This is a genomic window from Corynebacterium sp. MSK035 (genome assembly GCF_030232615.1).
Lineage (GTDB): Bacteria > Actinomycetota > Actinomycetes > Mycobacteriales > Mycobacteriaceae > Corynebacterium > Corynebacterium jeikeium_D.
The window spans coordinates 127,616-144,379 of record NZ_JASPJP010000007.1 but is presented as its reverse complement, the minus strand read 5'-3'; the positions used below and the strand labels follow the sequence as shown (position 1 = coordinate 144,379).

15 protein-coding genes are annotated in these 16,764 nt (G+C 59.8%); 3 read left to right on the top strand and 12 right to left on the bottom strand.

The features are described from left to right. Positions 1–190 precede the first annotated feature (190 nt). From QP978_RS06380 to QP978_RS06360, 5 genes are all read right to left on the bottom strand, one after another. On the bottom strand, positions 191–358 hold the full coding sequence (locus QP978_RS06380) for a DUF3117 domain-containing protein (protein WP_005509573.1): 168 nt from the start codon (positions 356–358) through the stop codon (positions 191–193). A gap of 223 nt (positions 359–581) precedes the next feature. Then, positions 582–1,394, bottom strand: a complete 813-nt coding sequence (gene folP, locus QP978_RS06375; RefSeq protein ID WP_048732864.1) for a dihydropteroate synthase — start codon at positions 1,392–1,394, stop codon at positions 582–584. Positions 1,395–1,439: 45 nt separating this feature from the next. Beyond that, positions 1,440–2,267 carry an LOG family protein gene (locus QP978_RS06370; protein WP_284856982.1) on the bottom strand — a complete coding sequence of 276 codons (828 nt, stop codon included), beginning with the start codon at positions 2,265–2,267 and terminating at the stop codon, positions 1,440–1,442. A 69-nt stretch (positions 2,268–2,336) separates the two neighbouring features. Next, positions 2,337–3,473: a succinyl-diaminopimelate desuccinylase gene (gene dapE / locus QP978_RS06365; RefSeq protein ID WP_284856981.1), complete on the bottom strand. Its 1,137-nt coding sequence runs from the start codon at positions 3,471–3,473 to the stop codon at positions 2,337–2,339. 5 nt (positions 3,474–3,478) lie between these two features. Further along, entirely contained in the window at positions 3,479–4,369 is an 891-nt protein-coding gene (locus QP978_RS06360) for a hypothetical protein (protein ID WP_241482417.1), read from the bottom strand. An 83-nt stretch (positions 4,370–4,452) separates the two neighbouring features. Between QP978_RS06360 and QP978_RS06355 the strand changes: the two genes are divergently transcribed. The 3 genes from QP978_RS06355 to dapD all read left to right on the top strand — a co-directional run bounded on the left by QP978_RS06355 (position 4,453) and on the right by dapD (position 8,061). Beyond that, entirely contained in the window at positions 4,453–5,445 is a 993-nt protein-coding gene (locus QP978_RS06355) for a 2,3,4,5-tetrahydropyridine-2,6-dicarboxylate N-succinyltransferase (protein WP_049193666.1), read from the top strand. Positions 5,446–5,569: 124 nt separating this feature from the next. Continuing rightward, a complete protein-coding gene (locus tag QP978_RS06350; RefSeq protein WP_275042051.1) occupies positions 5,570–6,973 on the top strand; it encodes an amino acid permease in 1,404 nt (467 codons plus the stop codon). Positions 6,974–7,089: 116 nt separating this feature from the next. Further along, entirely contained in the window at positions 7,090–8,061 is a 972-nt protein-coding gene (gene dapD / locus QP978_RS06345) for a 2,3,4,5-tetrahydropyridine-2,6-dicarboxylate N-succinyltransferase (protein ID WP_016422395.1), read from the top strand. On the opposite strand, the gene QP978_RS06340 is transcribed toward dapD, so the two are convergent. From QP978_RS06340 to typA, 7 genes are all read right to left on the bottom strand, one after another. Continuing rightward, a complete protein-coding gene (locus tag QP978_RS06340) occupies positions 8,054–8,998 on the bottom strand; it encodes a pseudouridine synthase (RefSeq protein ID WP_284856980.1) in 945 nt (314 codons plus the stop codon). The genes dapD and QP978_RS06340 overlap by 8 nt on opposite strands. 90 nt (positions 8,999–9,088) lie before the next feature. Beyond that, positions 9,089–10,216 carry a succinyldiaminopimelate transaminase gene (gene dapC, locus QP978_RS06335; RefSeq protein WP_284856979.1) on the bottom strand — a complete coding sequence of 376 codons (1,128 nt, stop codon included), beginning with the start codon at positions 10,214–10,216 and terminating at the stop codon, positions 9,089–9,091. 53 nt (positions 10,217–10,269) lie between these two features. After that, a complete protein-coding gene (fdxA, locus tag QP978_RS06330) occupies positions 10,270–10,593 on the bottom strand; it encodes a ferredoxin (RefSeq protein ID WP_005509435.1) in 324 nt (107 codons plus the stop codon). A gap of 232 nt (positions 10,594–10,825) precedes the next feature. Next, positions 10,826–11,347: a hypothetical protein gene (locus tag QP978_RS06325; protein WP_016422392.1), complete on the bottom strand. Its 522-nt coding sequence runs from the start codon at positions 11,345–11,347 to the stop codon at positions 10,826–10,828. Beyond that, complete coding sequence (mshB, locus tag QP978_RS06320; RefSeq protein WP_049193660.1) at positions 11,340–12,293, bottom strand: N-acetyl-1-D-myo-inositol-2-amino-2-deoxy-alpha-D-glucopyranoside deacetylase; 954 nt, start codon at positions 12,291–12,293, stop codon at positions 11,340–11,342. Before mshB ends, QP978_RS06325 begins: the two co-directional genes overlap by 8 nt. 8 nt (positions 12,294–12,301) lie before the next feature. Further along, positions 12,302–14,452, bottom strand: a complete 2,151-nt coding sequence (locus QP978_RS06315; protein WP_187400435.1) for an ABC transporter family substrate-binding protein — start codon at positions 14,450–14,452, stop codon at positions 12,302–12,304. Positions 14,453–14,534: 82 nt separating this feature from the next. Continuing rightward, positions 14,535–16,448 carry a translational GTPase TypA gene (gene typA / locus QP978_RS06310; protein WP_016422389.1) on the bottom strand — a complete coding sequence of 638 codons (1,914 nt, stop codon included), beginning with the start codon at positions 16,446–16,448 and terminating at the stop codon, positions 14,535–14,537. Positions 16,449–16,764 lie beyond the last annotated feature (316 nt).

The window sequence follows — 16,764 nt, the reverse complement described above, 5'->3', positions numbered from 1 at the left end:
TGCTTATATCCGCCCGATTTACCCAGCCTAATCAGCAGTAATGCTGAAAGTCAGACACACTTTTTGCTACTTAACCCTAAACCCTCATTCGAGCCGTTATCACCTGAAGAAGAAAAGGCGACCTACACCACCTGTGTAGGTCGCCGCTGGGTCAAGACCGGTCAGACCCGGCCACTACCCCACTACTCTGCTACTCCACTACTGCTACAAGCTCTGCACCGAGCTCCTTGGCTTCCTCCGGGGACAGTTCCACCACCAGGCGCCCACCACCATCTGCGGGGACGCGCATTACAATCTTCTTGCCCTCTTTAACTGCCTCCAGCGGACCATCACCGGTACGCGGCTTCATTGCTGCCATGTGAACTCCTTCGTTCTAAGACAATGTCGATGCAGGAGACGACCAGCCACCCCAGCTCGGCTGTGGTAGCCAGGAGATTGACAATCCCGGTTCAAGACCTCGGTCTACGACCCCGGCTCAAGATCCCGGTTTAGAATCCCTGTCGGCATTTTCGACTACTTCTCTTCATCATAGTCCTTTGTTTCACGCAGCGGCATGGGTGAAGCGCCTCAAACTACGCCCCTTACACCAGCCCACGCACCGGATGCAGTGGTGCAAAATCACCGGAAATAGCCAGAGTCATACGGCAAACATCAAGAGTTTCGGACACCTGATGCGAACGGAACACCGCCACGCCGGCAGCTGCCGCATGGGCGGTCGCAGCCAAGGTGCCGGGCACACGCTGCTCGACCGGGCGGTCCAAAGTCTCACCGACGAAGTCCTTATTCGACAGCGCCATGAGCACCGGCCAGCCTGTAGCCACGAGCTCATTGCAGCGCCGCAGAAGCTCGAGGCCGTGGTAGGTGTTCTTGCCAAAGTCGTGGGTGGGATCGATGAGGATGCGGTCCTCCGGCACGCCAGCGTCCACTGCCCTCTGGGCGAGCTTGCCGGTTTCTGAGATGACATCGTCCACGACGTCGTCGTAACGCACGCGAACCGGATTGGTGCGTGGCAGTGCTCCACCGGTGTGCGAGCAGACGTAACCCATCCCGTGGGCGCCAGCGACTTCCAGCAGCTCCGGGTCATGGCCTGCCCAAGTGTCGTTGATGAGGTTGGCGCCAGCTTTGATGGCGGCTTCCCCGACTTCGGCGCGCCAGGTGTCGACGCTTATGTGCAGGTCAGGATAGCGTTCGCGGACCTTCGCGATGGTCGGCACCACGCGCTCAATTTCCTCAGCAACAGTTACTTCCGCACCGATACCGGCCTTGACGCCGCCGATGTCAACAATGCCCGCGCCTGCCGCAACAACTTCGTCGACGCGAGCGAGCGCGGCCTCCTCCGCAGCCGTTGCGCCACGGTCATAGAAGGAATCCGGGGTGCGATTGACGATGGCCATCACCGTCGGCACCGCGGAGCCCTGATAAAAACTCTGCACAGCGTCTTACCTCTCGCTGAAGCGACGGACTCGGCGGAGCTTTTCGAGAACGTCAGAGGTTGGCTCACACTCTTCCATCAATTTTTCGTGCGCGGCCTCGATGTACTCGACTGCTTCTTCAATGGAGTCGGTGACCAGAAAAAGGTTCATATCTGTCGGAGAAATCAGCTCCATGGCCACCAGTTTCTCACGCATCCAATCAACCAGCCCCGACCAGAACTCAGTGCCGAGCAGCACGATTGGGTGATTTTCCACCTTCTCGGTCTGCACCATCACCAGTGACTCAAAAAGTTCATCGAGCGTGCCGAAACCACCCGGCAGGCAAATAAACGCCTGCGAATACTTCAGGAACATGGTCTTCCGCACGAAGAAGTAGCGGAAGTTCATGCCCAGGTCGACCCAGTCATTCAAGTGCTGCTCGTGCGGCAGCTCAATGCCCAACCCAATGGACAGGCCGTCGGCGTCGTAGCAGCCGCGGTTGGCGGCTTCCATGATGCCCGGGCCGCCACCAGTGATGGTCGCGTAACCCGCCTCCGCCAGCGCCTTGCCCAGGTCGAAGCCCCACTGGTAGTAAGGGCTGTCCTCTGGCAGACGTGCCGAACCATATACCGTCACCGCCGGCGGGATTTCCGCCAACGCACCAAAGCCGTCAACGAACTCCGACTGAATGCGCAGCACACGCCAGGTATCGTTGTGCAGCCAGTCCGTGTTCGGATTGTGTGACAACAGCCTGCGGTCGGTCGTAGACGCCTGCGGTTCGCCCGCCTGTCGGATCGCGATTGGGCCGCGGAGTGCACGGCGCTTAGCTGGGGACGGAGTACGTACAGGTTTCATAACCTCACAATGTATGCCAGCAATGACATACGCGCACCCGCTCGGCGAGGGCGGGGTGTGATTCTAGGCTCACTCAGCCACCGGCGCGGTGGTCAAGTACCGCCGCAAATCCTCCCACAGTGCCGCTATGCACTCGACCGGAATCTGCTCATCCTTCTTGTGGCAGTACGCCGGGTCACCCGGGCCAAAGTTCACCGCGGGAATGCCGAGCGCCGAAAAACGCGCCACATCGGTCCACCCAAACTTGGGCTTTACGACGTCGCCTGCGACCGCAACCAACTCCTTCGCAGCAGCCGCATGCAGTCCAGGCAGCGCCCCAGGGCTCACATCCTCGACATCGACGGTGAGGTCCTCGGCCGCGAACTCGTCGAGCCCCAGCACCTCGCGGAAGTGTGCCATAGCCTCATCGGCGCTGCGGTTGGGCGCGAATCGGAAGTTGACTCGCAGCACCGCCTCGTCGGGAAGCGTATTGGTAGCAACCCCGGCCTCCAGCCAGACGACGTTGAGCCCTTCGCGGTAGGCCAAGCCGTCAATGTCCACAGTCTGCGGTTCATAGGCGGCAATGCGTGACAGCACCGGCGCTAACTTGTGCACGGCATTGTCGCCGAGCCACGCCCGAGCCGAGTGCGCACGTGTGCCGTGAGCGGTCAAACGCAGGCGAATAGAGCCCTGACAACCGGCTTCGATGACATTGCCGCTGGGCTCGCCCAGCAGAGCGACATCGCCAGTCAGAAGCTCCGGATGCGACTCACTCAAGTGCCGCACCCCGTTGAACTCCGCGGCGATTTCTTCGCATTCGTACATGATGAGCGTCAGGTCGCGCTGCAGCTCCTGGCTTGCCGCTAGCGTCGCAAAAGCATGCAGATAGACCGCGTCCCCGCTTTTCATATCCACAGTTCCGCAGCCAAAGAGCGTGTCTCTTCCCTGCGCGTCTACCCCACGCGTCGAAGGCACATTGTCCGCAGTCGGCACCGTATCCAGGTGCCCGGCCAGAATCACACGCTGCGGCAATCCACGATGAGTCCGTGCAATCACGTTGTTATCGATGCGCAGGACCTCAATCGACTTATCTGCCTGCGCTACCTCACGCAATGCCACCTCGACGGCATCCGCAATCGCGGTCTCATTGTGGGACACCGATTCGATGTCGACCAGTGCCGCCGTGAGGTCTACAGGATCTTGGAGCAGATTTAACTTCGATTTCACATCAATTAAGCGTACAAACCGTTGTGCGCCAGCGAAACCAGAATTTTATGATGAATATGCGCCGCACGACCATTGATCGCATCCCCATTGGCAGGCGCGCCACCGCCGAGGAACAGCGCCAGCTCATGCGGTTCGGCGGAGGTCACACCAATTCTCCCCTCCGCCGGACGCTTAAGCCCATCAGCCACCTCAAAGACCAGGGTTTTCGCTCCTTCCGGGAGAGTTTGAGCAATGATTTCCTCCGGAGTTTCGCTTGCCGACGACCCCAGCGCCCGCTCCTCCCCCGCATTATCGGTCACCTCTCCGTTGCCGCTTTCTTCCTCGACAACGCCCGCGCCGGGTCCATAGACCACAGCCACACGGGAGCCATAGACCGCAATCACCGGACGCAGCTCATTCGTGCTGACGATCACCGTAGAACCGGCCAACGGCTTGCAGACGGCCGCGACAATCTTGGCCGTTGCATGTGGCAGCTGCACTGGAGTGGGATCGATGTCTCGTCGATAAGCAGGACGAAGCGTTTCGGCGACATCGCCCAGCTCATCGCGCTCCCACATCGGCAGAGCGTCGATGCGTGCCTGCTGATCGCGGTTCTTGCGCTCCAGCAGAAGACGGGCGATCATGCCACCACCGAGCCCCACTGCGATGGCAACTGCGATAACCAGCACAAGACGGTTCGGCGCGATGAGCGCAACCACTGCGGCAATCACCACGCCGACTGCCCCAATTGGCATTGCTCGCGGTGGCAAAACGAAACCAAAGAAGCTGGCTACGGCAAGAATCCAAGCACTCAGCAGTGCGAATCCGACATAGAAGACCACCGGCACGGCCAGGACGAAGCCGAGTCCGAGCACACTAACAGCAATGATGAGGCTAACTAAGAACCACTGCTTCATTTTCTGTGTGCTTTCAAGGCCAGCTAGGGGCATAGTTCATCCTTCCGCGAAGATTCCTCTAAGGGATACTAATATTAAGAATCATGATTACATCTGGTGCTGTCGCTACGGGAATCGCCAATATCGCAATGGACGGTACAGTTCTCGATACTTGGTTTCCCGCACCTCAGTTAAGCGATGAGGTCGTAGAATCGAGCACTCACCGGCTCGGCGCCGCTGATCTGACCCCACAGTTGCTTCGTCAGGTGATTTTGGACGAGGATCGCCGCGTGGAGCAGGTGGCAGTGCGCACGTCCATTGAGGATTTGTCCAAGCCTGCTGTCGACCCGCACGATGCCTACCTGCGCCTGCATTTGCTCTCCCACCGCCTGGTCAAGCCGCACCAGCTAAACACCAAGGGGCTCTACGAGCTACTCCATGTGGTGGCGTGGACCAACAAGGGGCCATGTCTGCCGGACAACTTCGAGCAACTGCGCACCCACTTGCGCGTCCGCGGTCTGATTCACGTCTACGCCATCGACCGCATGCCGCGCATGGTCGATTATGTGCTGCCCGCCGGTGTGCGCATTGCAGAGGCCGAGCGCGTGCGGTTGGGCGCTTACTTGGCACCGGGTACGTCCGTACTGCGCGAGGGATTTGTCTCGCTGAACTCGGGCACTCTGGGCCCATGCAAGATTGAGGGACGTCTATCCTCCGGTGTCGTCATTGGCGCGCACACGAAGGTGGGACTGTCGGCCTCCATCATTGCCGCTCATGACGATTCCGGTCAGCGTAAGCCGCTCACGGTTGGCGAGCGCTGCCACATCGATATCGCGGCCGGCACCGTCGGCGTCAGCCTCGGTAATGACTGCATTATTGACCGAAGCATCCTCATTGCCCCCGATACGCCCATCGATGTCCCCGCGGAGAACCGCCGTATTCAGGCATGGGAAATTTCGGGCCGCGACAACATGCACTTCTACCATCACCCGGACCACTCGGCGGTGTGCGTCCGCCGCACGGAACGCCCGGGCAATGACGAAGGTGCCGCTGCTTTCGCTCAGCTTGCCGACGTGCCGGATGAGCTGGCCGGATAACCTACTTTCGGTGCTCGTGAAGGCACATTAGTTGACCCCAAAACGGTGAATGGGGGTAAACCCGTAATACGGTTATTGCCCCTGTTATCAGCGAGGTAATGTTTGCGGCATGACCGAATCGCAAATTACCTCCACCTCCGGCGAGACAGCTCAGCTGGGCAAGGGGCTGCAGGTTCGACACCTGACCATGATGGGTCTTGGCTCCGCAATCGGTGCCGGTCTTTTCCTTGGTACGGGCGTCGGCATTAAGGCAGCTGGCCCGGGTGTTCTAGTTTCCTATGTCATCGCTGGCTTCATTGTCGTCCTCGTCATGCAGATGCTCGGCGAGATGGCCGCTGCCCGCCCGACACCGGGTAGCTTCTCCACCTATGCCGAGATGGCCTTTGGTTCCTCGGCTGGCTTTGTCCTCGGCTGGCTCTACTGGTTCATGCTCATCATGGTGCTCGGTGCTGAGATCACCGGCGCCGGTGCCATCATGGGTGCGTGGTTCGGTATTCCGGGCTGGATTCCAGGCCTGATCTGTGTTGTCTTCTTCGCTGTAGTGAATTTGGCGAATGTGCGCGGTTTCGGCGAGTTCGAGTTCTGGTTCGCGTTCATCAAGGTCGCGGTGATTATCGCGTTCCTGGTCATTGGCGTTCTTCTTTTCTTCGGTCTGCTGCCAGGCACCAGCTTCGTCGGTACGACGCATATTGCCGAGTCCGGATTCCTCCCGAATGGCGTGTCCGGCATTGCCGCTGGTCTGTTGGCCGTGGCCTTCGCCTTCGGCGGTATCGAGATTGTCACAATTGCCGCTGCTGAGGCTGAAGATCCGCAGCGCTCCATCGCTGCTGCTGTCCGCTCGGTAATCTTCCGCATCTCTGTGTTCTACCTGGGCTGCGTGACCGTCATCATCCTGCTGTTGCCGTACTCCCAGATTGACGGCGCTGACTCCGCAGCTGAGTCGCCGTTCACCCAGGTTCTGAAGCAGGCGAACATTCCGGGTGCCGTTGGCTTCATGGAGGCCATTATCGTTCTGGCGCTGCTGTCCGCGTTCAACGCTCAGATTTACGCAACCTCTCGCCTGGTCTACTCGATGTCCACCCGCGGTGAGGCACCGCGCTTCTTCGCCCACACCAATGAGGGCGCAGTTCCGAACCGTGCGGTCATCATGTCGATGGTCTTCGCCTTCGTCTCCGTTGGCCTGCAGGTTGTCTTCGACGGCTCGAGTGTCCTGGTCTTCCTGCTGAACGCTGTCGGCGGCTGCTTGCTGGTGATCTGGCTGGTTATCGCCCTGTCCGAGATTAAGCTGCGCCCGCAGATGGAGGCCAACAACGAGCTTTCCGTTCGCATGTGGGCCTACCCGGCACTGTCCTGGGTAGCGGTCATCCTGATCCTGGGCCTCGCTGTTGGCATGCTCACCGATCCTGGTGCTCGCCAGCAGGTTATCGCCGTTGTGTGTGTCACTGCGTTCCTCGCGGTGCTCGCTGCACTGACTAAGAAGAGCCGCACCGCGGCCCGCGAGGCTCTCGAGTCCAGCGATAGCAACTAGCCGTTAGCAACTGACTGCAGGGCCTAACCACCCTGCTACCCCTATCCGAACATTTCCTTGCTACACATTTGCGGAACACTTTTCATAGATAGGGATATGCCGGTAGCCTGTTTTCCATGAAATTTGGAGCACAAGCTACCGGCATTGCCACTTTTAACAACGATACTGTTCTCGACGTCTGGTTCCCCGCCCCCAAGCTCATCGAGGAGGGCACAGCAACCTCCACCACGACCGGAACCATCGACGCCGACGCACTGCCCGAAGATTTCACCTACCTCGCAGATCTGGCCGTAGCCGATGCGGACCGCGGCACCACCCGCCGTCTGGTCACAGCTACCATCGCTTCACTCGATGACGCACCAGTCGACACCATCGATGCCTACCTGCGCCTCCATCTGCTGTCCCACCGCCTGGCCACCCCCAACAGCATCAACCTGGACGGCATCTTCGGCAAGCTCAACAATGTGGTGTGGACGAATTTTGGCCCCTGTGCTGTCGAAGGCTTCGAGGTAACCCGAGCCAAGCTGTCACGCCGCGGGCCTGTCACCGTCTACTCCATCGATAAATTCCCCCGCATGGTCGACTACGTCACTCCCACCGGAGTTCGCATCGGTGACGCTGACCGCGTGCGCCTTGGAGCCCATCTCGCAGAGGGCACCACAGTCATGCACGAGGGCTTCGTCAACTTCAACGCAGGCACGCTTGGACACTCCATGGTGGAAGGCCGTATCTCTCAGGGGGTCGTCGTCGACGACGGCTCCGATATCGGCGGTGGTGCGTCCATCATGGGCACACTATCCGGTGGAGGTAAGGAAGTTGTGTCCGTCGGCAAGCGATGCCTACTCGGTGCGAACGCTGGACTCGGAATCTCGCTCGGCGATGACTGCGTACTCGAAGCCGGGCTCTACATCACTGCCGGCACCAAGTGCCACGTTGCCCTGGACGGCGTGAAGAAGACGCTCAAGGCCCGCGAGCTCTCGGGCGGATCGAATATGCTCTTCCGCCGCAACTCGCTCTCTGGTGCAGTCGAGGTTGTGCCGTGGGCTGCCGAAAAGGTGAAGCTCAGCGCGGAGCTGCACGCTAACTAAGGGTGCTCGGCGCGTCTGCCGGGGCCGCGATATTCCGCGCGCTCCGGTAGGTACGTCGCTCACCAGTGACGGGGTCGACAAAGGCCAGCGCGGTTGCCGTCAATCGCAGCTGCGGCGTGTACTTTGGCGCGCTGCCCGCGCTTGCCGACGGCCCCTGCGCCCCCGCTTTCCGGCCATAGGTGTCCTCACCGAGAATGGGATAGCCTAGCCAGTCCATCGTCGCCCGCAGCTGATGCGTGCGGCCCGTATGGGGCTGTAGCCGCCAGCGCCCCACCTGCATGCGACTCCCGCAATGCCCACAACCACAGCCGACTGCGTGCAGCGGAATGCTGGTGCTGGTCGCACCACCGCCATGGCTGTTCGCCAGCACATCGCCGATGTCCGCGGCTACTCGGCCGAGGAAGGTCACGGTTGTGCGTGCGAGCTTGAACTTGGGATTCTTCGCGGCAGCGCGAGCGAAATCGTCGGTCTCCACGACTTTTACTCCGCGCCCCGCCGGGTTGGGATCGAGCAGAAGCGTGACATCCCTGGTTTCCCCCACATGCCAATCATCGGGCATCACGGTGAGGCATTCGTATTCTTTGGTGATTTCCTGGTTTTGGAAAAGCTGCTGGTAGCGCGCACGGGTAGCCGGATTCCGGGAAAGCAACAGCAGCCCACTGGTCAGAAGATCCAGGCGGTGAACGGCCACTATCTCCGGTTCCCCGAGACTACGTCGCAGTCGCTCCTGCACGGTATTGGCCACGATGCGGCCATTGGGAGTCGCCGGCAGAAAAGGTGGCTTGTCTACGACCAGAAACTCATCGGTGTCGGCCACGATTGCCGGCTCAAAGGGGATGTACTCCTCGCGCTCGTGAGCGGCGGCATCGACTTGCGCTGCCTGACGGTTCTTCTCAAGGCCCCACCACGCATCTCGATTGCCTGCGGCACGTCCCACGGCACACTCCCTTTTTCATGATTTGGTCTATGCCGATGTCGGCACCGTTTGCAGCATTCGGCCTACGCGGGCCAGCACATCTGGCCGGGGCTAGCCGCGAATACGCGCCGCCGCCACTTCGATGTCGTTGAGCGTTGCTGTGAGCCCCACCCGCACGTGCTGCGCACCCTTGGGGCCGTAGAAGCTACCCGGCGCGACCAAAATGCCGTGTTCGGCCAGCCAATCAACGGTCTGCCAGCAGTCTTCCCCGCGCGTAGCCCACAGATAGAGCCCGCCCTCGGAGTCATCGATACGAAAACCTGCGGCTACCAGTGCATCATGCAGAATCTCACGGCGGTCACAGTATCGCTGCTTTTGTTCGGCCTCGTGGGAGTCGTCGTTAAGCGCGGCGATCGTGGCGTGCTGGATGGGTCCCGGCATCATCAGCCCCATGTGACGGCGCACGGAAACCAGCTCGGCGATGAGGTCCGCGTCGCCAGCGAACCAGCCGGTGCGGTACGACGCCATGTTCGACGTCTTGGACAGCGAGTGAATAGCCAGCAGGTTGGTGAAATCACCGTCGCACACTCGCGGGTCGAGAATACTGACTGGCTGTTCAGTCCAACCGAGCCCCAGGTAGCACTCGTCAGAGGCGACAACGACGTCCCGAGCACGCGCCCACTCAACCACCTTGCGCAGGTGTTCAACACCGAGGACCTTGCCGTTGGGGTTGCCCGGGGAATTGATGAACATCAGCGTCGGCGAGGCGGGGCCGATTTGCGTCAGCGAGTCCGCACGCAGCAGCTCAGCGCCTGCGATGCGAACGCCGACCTCGTAGGTGGGATATGCCAGCTCGGGGATGACGACGGTGTGCCCCGCGCCTACGCCGAGGAGGAAGGGAAGCCAGCCAATCGCTTCCTTGGTGCCGATGACCGGAAGCACATTGCCGCCATTGACCGCTGACTCCAGTCCCGTCACGCCGTAGCGCCGCGCCATCGCTGCAACAATCGCAGCACGTAGCTCAGGCGTGCCGACGGTCTGAGGGTAACCCGGTGCGGCAGCACCTTCGGTAAGGCCCTTCCGAATTATCGGAGCGACTTCATCGACCGGTGTGCCGACCGAGAGATTGACCATGCCCTCTTCATGCGCAGCCGCAGTGGCTTTCGCCTGCGTGAGAGAATCCCACGGAAACTGAGGTAAAAGAGAACCGGGAGTTACGCGCTTGCGGGCAGCTGACATGGGCGGTGATGAAGTCCTTCCCGGGAAAGAAATAGCTTTAGTCCTCTGTGGTTTTAGTCTTCTGCCTGCGGCGGCAGAGCTGCCACGAATGGCACATCGAAGTCCTGGGGGCCGAGCTTGGCGGCACCGCCCGGGGAACCCAGCTCATCGAACCAGTCGACATTGGCATCGATGAATTCAACCCACTCATCCGGAACATCGTCCTCGTAGAAGATGGCCTCGACTGGGCAGACCGGTTCACAAGCGCCGCAGTCCACGCACTCATCAGGGTGAATGTAAAGCATGCGCTTGCCCTCGTAAATGCAGTCAACCGGGCACTCTTCAACACAGGCACGGTCGAGGACGTCAACACATGGCTGGGCAATGATGTAAGTCATGGTTTTAGGTTTAAGAACCTTTCTCACAAGATATGGGATGAGGCTTTCGCTATCTGTCGATTATGCCGTTCCGACGAGAAACAGAGCAAAATAGACAGAGCGGTATATTCAGATTGGAGTCTACACCCAACGTGGGTGTTGTTTTCAACTGGCTCCAGAAAGAGCCACATTGATGCGGGCCTGCCCTGTATCAATTCCTCACCGTCTCCTGCAGTATCCGCTGCGGTTTTCGCTAGAGTGCCCGCAGATGGCGCAGTGGCCAGGCACCGCCCAGCACACCGCAAACAAGCAGCAGCACTGTTCGCAACCACTGCCCCATTGCCAAGTCCCCACCGAAGGGCAGCACTGCCCACAGCAGAATGCCTGCAAAGCCCAGCACCCAGATGACAGTCGGAATTGCAGCTTTGGAGCGATCGCGTGTCCACAGCAACGCTGTGTTGGTGATAATCAGATTGGCAATATAGGCCAGCGGAATGGTCCACGGCAACGGAATAGCAACCGAGCCGATGGTAATCCACGCTCCGAGGAAAACTACTTCAATCACCAACGCTGCCAACGCAGCCAGCGACAGCCAGACTAGCGCTACTGTGACCTCCCCCTGATGGAAGTTCTCGCGTGGCTGCGAACGTTCCGGGTCACCCCAATAGCGCTCATCCCCGAATGTGCGCTTTTCAATACTCAAGCGCTCGTTCTTCAACTTTCCGCCAGCAGCGTTAATCAAGTCTTCGCTTTCGTGAGGCTGAGGGTTACTCATCGTCCGCACTCCCCTCCGCTTCCAGATCCACGCTCGGTACAGAGTCGACGCTCGCTACCGGCTCTGGCAGTAATTGGATATTCACCAGCTCCCCCAGCTCTTCCAGGGACGCAGCGGTCGCCGTACCAAAACGGTATGCCTCAGTCGGTGTCACCGGCTGACACAGCAAATTGGAAAACGCCCAGACGGCTCGCGCACGACCAGAGCCGTCGGTCTGCCCATAGACAGCATCAGGATTGACCTCGCTAACGGAACCATCGGCGAACCACACTTGTGTCGCATGCGCGCGCATGGCCTCAACCTTGGCAGCCACAGCGGCATCATCCAGCTGAACCTCGAAACGGCCGGTCACGGTAGCGAAGTCGTCGACATCGCATGCCTGCCAGCTCTCCGGCACCACGGTAATGGCATCCAGCCCCGCCACCATTGCCTCACGATCGGTGACCGCCCACAGCGTCGGAAAGCGATTTCCGCACGCCGCGACAGTGATATCGTGTGCGCGAATGTGGTCCGGGTGCCCATAGCCACCATCGGCATCGTAGGTAATGACCAGGTCTGGCTGCAGCTCATCGAGGATGGTGCGAAGCTGGGCTACCGCCTCATCACCTGAGTTCATGAACGCACGGGGATGCTCATTACCCTTGTCCCCTGCCATACCGGAATCACGCCAACGCCCGGCACCACCGAGGAAACGTGGCGCATTGTCTGGGCTATTGGCCCCCAGCGCACGCAGCGCCGAGCGCAACTCGGCGACGCGGAAACCGCCCAACTGGTCAGCTTCATCAGCAACTAGCCCCTGGTACGGCGCGCCGATGACCTCTCCCAGCTCGCCCATCGTGCAGGTCACTACGCTTACCGACGCTCCGGAGCGCGCGGCAGCCGCAATCAAACCACCTGTCCAAATGGACTCGTCATCTGGATGTGCGTGAACAAAAAGTAACTTCACGGGCTTTCTTACTTCCCCTTGTTCTCCTGGTCGGCGTTATCGCGGACTTCTTGGTTCTGACCCGAACCGTCCTGCTCAGTATCTTCGCGCGGACTATCTCCCGGTTGAGAATTCTCAGACGATTCTCGAGTCCCGCTTTGCGTCGCGACTCGGCGAACCTCGCCCAGAACACCGAGGCGGCCCAACACTGGGTCATCGGTCCACTGCGAAGAGTCCTTCCGCCCAGTAATTGTAATTTCCGGGCTGACGACCGTCAGCAAGCCGTCTTTCACCAAGGTCAGCTCGATACTGTGGCCAGCAATGATATCGGCGAGTTCAGCGGGCAACGCAGAACTGTCGGGAGCGAGCAGCTCATCAACCTGCGGGTCACAAAGGCCGGAAAGATTCTCGCTCCGAGCAGCCGATTTCGGAGCGACAGATACTCCGCTGAGGTCAGCCGGCTCTGCTGAGGTAGAAGATGTGGACTGCTCAGACGATGTTGTCCCGTCCAGCGAGCTCTGCTCTTCAGCGCTCTTTCCCCGGTCTTCACTTGGTGCAGGTTTTGTCGAACTGTCAACGCCCTCAGACTCAGACTCGGATTCTGACTCAGACTCGGTAGCCGACTCTGCGCCTGCTTCATCCAAGTCCTTCGGCGGTAGCGAACTGATCGAGCCTTCCGTACACGCATAGCGTTCCCGGGCCGCCTGGACGGAATTGGGCTGCTCTGCCCATGCCACCACGGCATCGACGGTTCCGTAGGGCAACGAAGAACGCAGCATGTCCGCCGGTGAATACGAAACAACGGTGGCGGGGATACCAGCTGCAGTCAACTGGTCAGCGACCGCAAAAGCCGCAGCGCGTGCCGCTATACCGTCGCTAATGATGCCGATTCGTAGCGGATTGTCCTCAGTAAAACCGGCCTGTGGCGCCTCGGTTTTCTCCTGGTCACGACCGTCACCAGAGCCACCTGCGATTCGGCGCCCGGTGGCCACCTCTGAGACCTGTGCAACGTTGATGGTGTTCAGAATGGCCCGGCGGACGGATTCGTCGGCAAGCCTGCTCGACGCGAGGTTGGTACTGAAAACCAGTTCCCGGTTGGGCTCATGGAAGAACTCAGCAACACCGGGGATCAGACCGTACGTCAGCTCAGACGTCTCCGTCGGACGGACCTGCACGGCCTGGATCTGCTTCGACCGCAGTTGCTCCGCACCATCGATGGCACTACGCATGGCACGCAGCGTAATAACCTCCGAGGCTGCTGGCTGCTCACCCCAGTAGCGGTCATTTCGAACCAGTCGAATGATGTTGCGGCCGACATCCATCGACTCGACGGTGTACTGCCCACCGGAGGCCGGGAAACGGCTGGCCAGCCCTTCGGAAAAACCATCAGTGTTCGACCGCATCAAATGCGCTGGCAAGAGATGTGCAAACAGGCGCTGCCAATGCGTAATCGGCTGAGTGAACGTCACATCAATCTGACGGCCACCGTCGGAGACATCAATGGATTTAATCAGCTCATAAGTCGCCGTATCCAGCGATCCTGGCGTGGACGTGACTTGGGAAAATAGGTAGCGGAAGTCCTCGCCACTGATTGGCGTGCCATCGCTCCACTGCGCCCCTTTTCGAATGCGGTAGCGGACATGCTCTGCCGCTACCGTCGGATCCGTGATGTCAACACCGGCCGCTTTCCCGTTTCCAGCTCCGTTTCTGGCGTCACCGTCTTTGCTGTCATCACTCTCGATGACCTGCACGGAATCCAGCAAGTCGGAGTTGAGAAGCCATTGGGGAGCTCCTGCCGAGCGAGCATTGGCAGCGTTATCCACCACTCCGGGAGCTTGCGCGGCGGCACTAGCGTCACCAGCCTCGCCCTCTACCGGCGCAGGGGTGAAAACACTAGGCAGTGTCAGTCGCGCTACCAGGCTGGTCACCGGGGAGACGTCGGCAAGCAAATGCGGATTGAAGCCTTCGACAAACTCGTCGACACCGACCGTGACTTCACGCATCTTTTTGGCCTGGTCAGCGGTGTCTTCCTGCTGCACCGGCGCTTCCTGCTGCCCGGGCACAGTCGGAGCGTCCGAGGGGCGAGCCATGCACGAAGACGCCAAAGCCGCCGTCACGCAGAGTGTCGATGCTACGAAAAATCGACGAGAAGCTGCGTGACGACGGCTGCGAATAAACATATCCACGAGATTACTCGACACCTGACCGAGTCAGTTACCCCGAGACTGGTTTTCAGGTGGCCCAGTCCCCTAGCAACCCGAATTACTTCTTATTCATGGCCTTCGCGCGGGAACGAGCGCGAGCGCGATCGGTGGCGCTGAGGATCTGCTTGCGTACGCGAATGCCCTCCGGGGTGACCTCAACGCACTCGTCAGCACCACAGAACTCCATAGCCTCATCGAGGGAAAGCTTGTGCGCCTTCTCCAGAGTCACGGTCGCATCAGCCGAGGCTGCGCGCATATTGGTCAGCTTCTTTTCCTTGGTGATGTTGATGTCCATGTCCTCATCACGCGGATTCTGGCCAACGACCATGCCCTCGTAAGCCTGGTCACCCGGCTCGACGAAGAAGGTGCCGCGGTCAGAAAGCTGAATCAGTGCGTAAGCGGTGATCTGGCCGGTACGGTCAGCCACCAACGATCCTGTCGGACGGTCCTTAATCTCACCAGCCCACTCGCCGTAACCGGCCGAGTAGTGATTGGCGATACCGGTGCCCTTGGTCTCCGTCATGAAAGTAGTGCGGAAGCCAATCAGACCGCGGGACGGAATGAGGAACTCCATGCGCACCCAACCGGTGCCCTGGTTACCCATCTGCTCCATGCGCCCCTTACGAGCCGCCATCAGCTGAGTGACAGCACCCAGGTGCTCTTCAGGAACATCAATGGTCAGGTGCTCGTACGGCTCCTGAACCTTGCCGTCGACGGTCTTGGTAACAACCTGCGGCTTACCGACGGTCAGCTCAAAGCCCTCACGACGCATAGTTTCAACCAGAACGGACAGCGCCATTTCACCACGGCCCTGCACCTCCCAGGCATCCGGGCGCTCGGTCGGCAGCACGCGCAGCGAGACGTTACCAATCAACTCCTGGTCCAGGCGGGCCTTGACCATACGAGCGGTCAGCTTATCGCCACCACCCTGGCCTGCCAGTGGCGAGGTGTTCACGCCGATCGTCATAGAAATAGCCGGCTCATCGACCAGGATGCGCGGCAGCGGGTCCGGATGCTCGGCATCACAGAGAGAGTCACCGATCATGACCTCGTCGATACCGGAGATAGCGGCGATGTCACCAGCAATGGCCTCTTCAGCAGGTACGCGGGTCACGCCGACGGTACGCAGCAGCTCCGCGACCTTCGCATTCTTGACATGCTCATTGCCCTCGGAATCGTAGTGAATCCACGAAATCTGCTGTCCCTTGCGGATACGGCCCTTGTGGATACGAATCAGACCAATTCGACCAAGGAAGGAGCTGGAGTCCAGGTTGGTCACCTGCGCCTGCAGCGGGGCATCGATCTCAGCGGACGGCTCCGGGAGCACCTCGGTGATGACGTCGAACAGCGGCTGCAGGTTCTCGGACTCCGGCAGGTTGCCGTTACCCGGGTTCTCGGTCGAAGCCTTACCGGCACGACCAGAGGCATAGAGAACCGGCAGCTCAAGGTTGCGCTCAGCGACCTCTGCAGCTTCCGGGTCTTCCAGGGTGGAGGCTAGCTCGAGCAGCAGATCCTGTGCTTCCTCGACAACCTCGTCGATACGTGCATCTGGGCGGTCAGTCTTATTGACCACAATGATCACCGGCATGCAGGCAGCAAGCGCCTTGCCCAGGACGAAGCGGGTCTGCGGCAGCGGACCTTCAGAGGAGTCGATCAACAGCACGACGCCGTCAACCATGGACAGTGCGCGCTCCACCTCGCCACCAAAGTCGGCGTGACCAGGGGTGTCAATGACGTTGATGATGAGGTCTTCGCCGTTCTTGCCCTCACCTTTTCGGCGAATAGCGGTGTTCTTCGCCAAGATGGTGATGCCCTTTTCCTTTTCAAGGTCACCAGAGTCCATCACTCGGTCTGCAACTTCTTCGTGGTCGCTGAAAACGCCGGACTGCTCCAGCATGGCGTTCACGAGAGTGGTCTTGCCATGGTCGACGTGTGCGACAATGGCGACATTACGGAACTCGGTATCGCTCACAGGCGGATAGCTCCTAACAAGCTAAGAGGACTAAAAGAAAAAAGATACGGCCTTGCTCTAAAGAACTGTCTTTACGACTGCCTTTAACGCCCCGCATCAACGCGTAATAAAGCGTTCTACAGTGTACTCCTTCTTAATGGCCCTGCACATCTGGCAGAGATTCTCACAACCCCGAGCACCTATCCGTCATACAAAGTGGCATTGCCGCACCACCCTTCGGCACAAATTACCCCCTTGCTATACCCCCGCTTTATCGACAGCCATAATGGCACATCCGCCAACGCCACAACGCTTCACGACGGCAATCTCTCAGCCC

Excerpts from the sequence above, each read along its gene's own strand:
- QP978_RS06380 (WP_005509573.1), bottom strand. The coding sequence starts at position 358 with ATGGCAGCAATGAAGCCGCGTACCGGTGATGGTCCGCTGGAGGCAGTT.
- folP (WP_048732864.1), bottom strand. The coding sequence starts at position 1,394 with ATGGCCATCGTCAATCGCACCCCGGATTCCTTCTATGACCGTGGCGCA.
- QP978_RS06370 (WP_284856982.1), bottom strand. The coding sequence starts at position 2,267 with ATGAAACCTGTACGTACTCCGTCCCCAGCTAAGCGCCGTGCACTCCGC.
- QP978_RS06360 (WP_241482417.1), bottom strand. The coding sequence starts at position 4,369 with ATGAAGCAGTGGTTCTTAGTTAGCCTCATCATTGCTGTTAGTGTGCTC.
- QP978_RS06355 (WP_049193666.1), top strand. The coding sequence starts at position 4,453 with ATGATTACATCTGGTGCTGTCGCTACGGGAATCGCCAATATCGCAATG.
- dapD (WP_016422395.1), top strand. The coding sequence starts at position 7,090 with ATGAAATTTGGAGCACAAGCTACCGGCATTGCCACTTTTAACAACGAT.
- dapC (WP_284856979.1), bottom strand. The coding sequence starts at position 10,216 with ATGTCAGCTGCCCGCAAGCGCGTAACTCCCGGTTCTCTTTTACCTCAG.
- fdxA (WP_005509435.1), bottom strand. The coding sequence starts at position 10,593 with ATGACTTACATCATTGCCCAGCCATGTGTTGACGTCCTCGACCGTGCC.
- QP978_RS06325 (WP_016422392.1), bottom strand. The coding sequence starts at position 11,347 with ATGAGTAACCCTCAGCCTCACGAAAGCGAAGACTTGATTAACGCTGCT.
- QP978_RS06315 (WP_187400435.1), bottom strand. The coding sequence starts at position 14,452 with ATGTTTATTCGCAGCCGTCGTCACGCAGCTTCTCGTCGATTTTTCGTA.